Origin of the sequence: Tenacibaculum halocynthiae, from assembly GCF_964512825.1 — a bacterium.
Lineage (GTDB): Bacteria > Bacteroidota > Bacteroidia > Flavobacteriales > Flavobacteriaceae > Polaribacter > Polaribacter halocynthiae.
The window spans coordinates 1-1,694 of record NZ_CAZELG010000020.1 but is presented as its reverse complement, the minus strand read 5'-3'; the positions used below and the strand labels follow the sequence as shown (position 1 = coordinate 1,694).

Sequence of the window (1,694 nt, the reverse complement as noted above, 5' to 3'; positions counted from 1 at the left end):
TGTAATAGAAGAGAAACTTGTAGGGATTTATTCAGAAATACTTGGAGTTGATAGTGATATAATTGGAGTTAATAGTAAGTTCTTTGATTTAGGAGGGAATTCTTTAAGTTTTGTTTTTTTGAAAAATAGACTTAAGGAAGAGTTTAATATATCATTGACTCTTTCTAAATTAATGTCTATCGAAGATATTCAAGGATTGGCATTGATGATTAATAAAAGCGATCAGGAAGAGTTTTTTAAGATACCTGAAGCAGTAGAATTAGATTATTACCCACTATCGTCTACACAGAAAAGAATGTACTTTTTACATGAATATGATAGAAATTCTGTTGTTTATAATATACCAATGGTTGTTACTTTAAGTGGAGTGCTAGATATAGAAAAGTTGAAATTTGCTTTTCAAAAATTAATAGAACGTCATGATAGTTTACGTACAGTATTTGAATTTATTAAAGGAAAACCAGTACAAAGAATCTTACCAGAAGTAAATTTTTCAATTAAAAATTTTAATATAGATACTGATATAGATTTAGCTATTGATAGTTTTATAAGACCTTTTAATTTAAGTGAAGGACCACTGTTAAGAGTGGGAGTAGCATCTATATCTGCTCAGGAATCTTTAATGATAATAGATACACATCATATTATCTCGGATGGTGTTACTAGTACTATTTTATTAGAAGATTTAAAATCTTTATATAAAGAAGAAATATTACCTAATTTAAGTATTCAGTATAAAGATTATGTGATGTGGCAACTAGAAAAAAAACAACAAGAAGAGATAAAATCACATGAAGAATTTTGGTTGAAAGTTTTTTCTAAAAAAGTACCAACTCTTGAGTTACCTTATGATTATAATAGACCAAAAGAACAAAGTTCAGAAGGAGGGAATTATCTAATAGAGCTAAATAATGACCAACATAAACAATTAAAAAAATTATCAAGCTCATTAGGGGTAACTATGTATAGTCTTATCCTATCAATTTATAATGTATTACTAAGTAAATTGACTAATCAAAATGATATTGTTGTTGGAACTCCTTTAGCTGGACGACAACATGTAGATTTAGAATCTATTGCTGGTGTTTTTATTAACACTTTAGCTTTACGAAACTATCCTGATGGAGATATTACTTTTAAGAGTTTTTTAAAGCAAGTACAAGAAGGTGTTTCGTTAGCATTAGATAATCAGTTGTATCCTTATGAAGAGTTAGTTGATGTTTTGAATCTGGAAAGAGATACGAGTAGAAATGCATTATTTGATGTATTCTTAAATTATGAATTAGAAGATAAAAAAAGAGAATTTACTGATTCAGAACTTAAAATAGATAAATTTAAAAAACTTTATTCAGTAGCCAAATTTGATTTGCAATTAATGGCTCTAGATTCAGAAGAAAGTTTAGAATTAGTTTTTACATATAGTAAAGATTTATTTAAAGCTTCTAGTGTAGAGCTTTTTGGTTCTTATTTTGTTAATATTATAGATGAAGTATTAAAAGATGAAAATCAATTATTAAAAGACATTAAAATTGTATCTGAAAAAGAATCCGAAAAGTTATTAATTGAGCATAGTAATACAGATGTAAGTTATCAAAAAGATAAAACAATTATCGATTTATTTAAAGAACAAGTTTCTTTAAAGGAAGATACCGCTGCGGTTGTTTTTGAGCAAGAGAGTCTATCTTATAAAGAAT

Annotated in this window: 1 protein-coding gene; it reads left to right on the top strand. The window is 26.8% G+C overall.

The features are described 5' to 3' along the window. The coding region (locus ACKTTQ_RS07120) for a condensation domain-containing protein (protein WP_408048773.1) at positions 1-1,694 on the top strand (1,694 nt) is incomplete at both ends.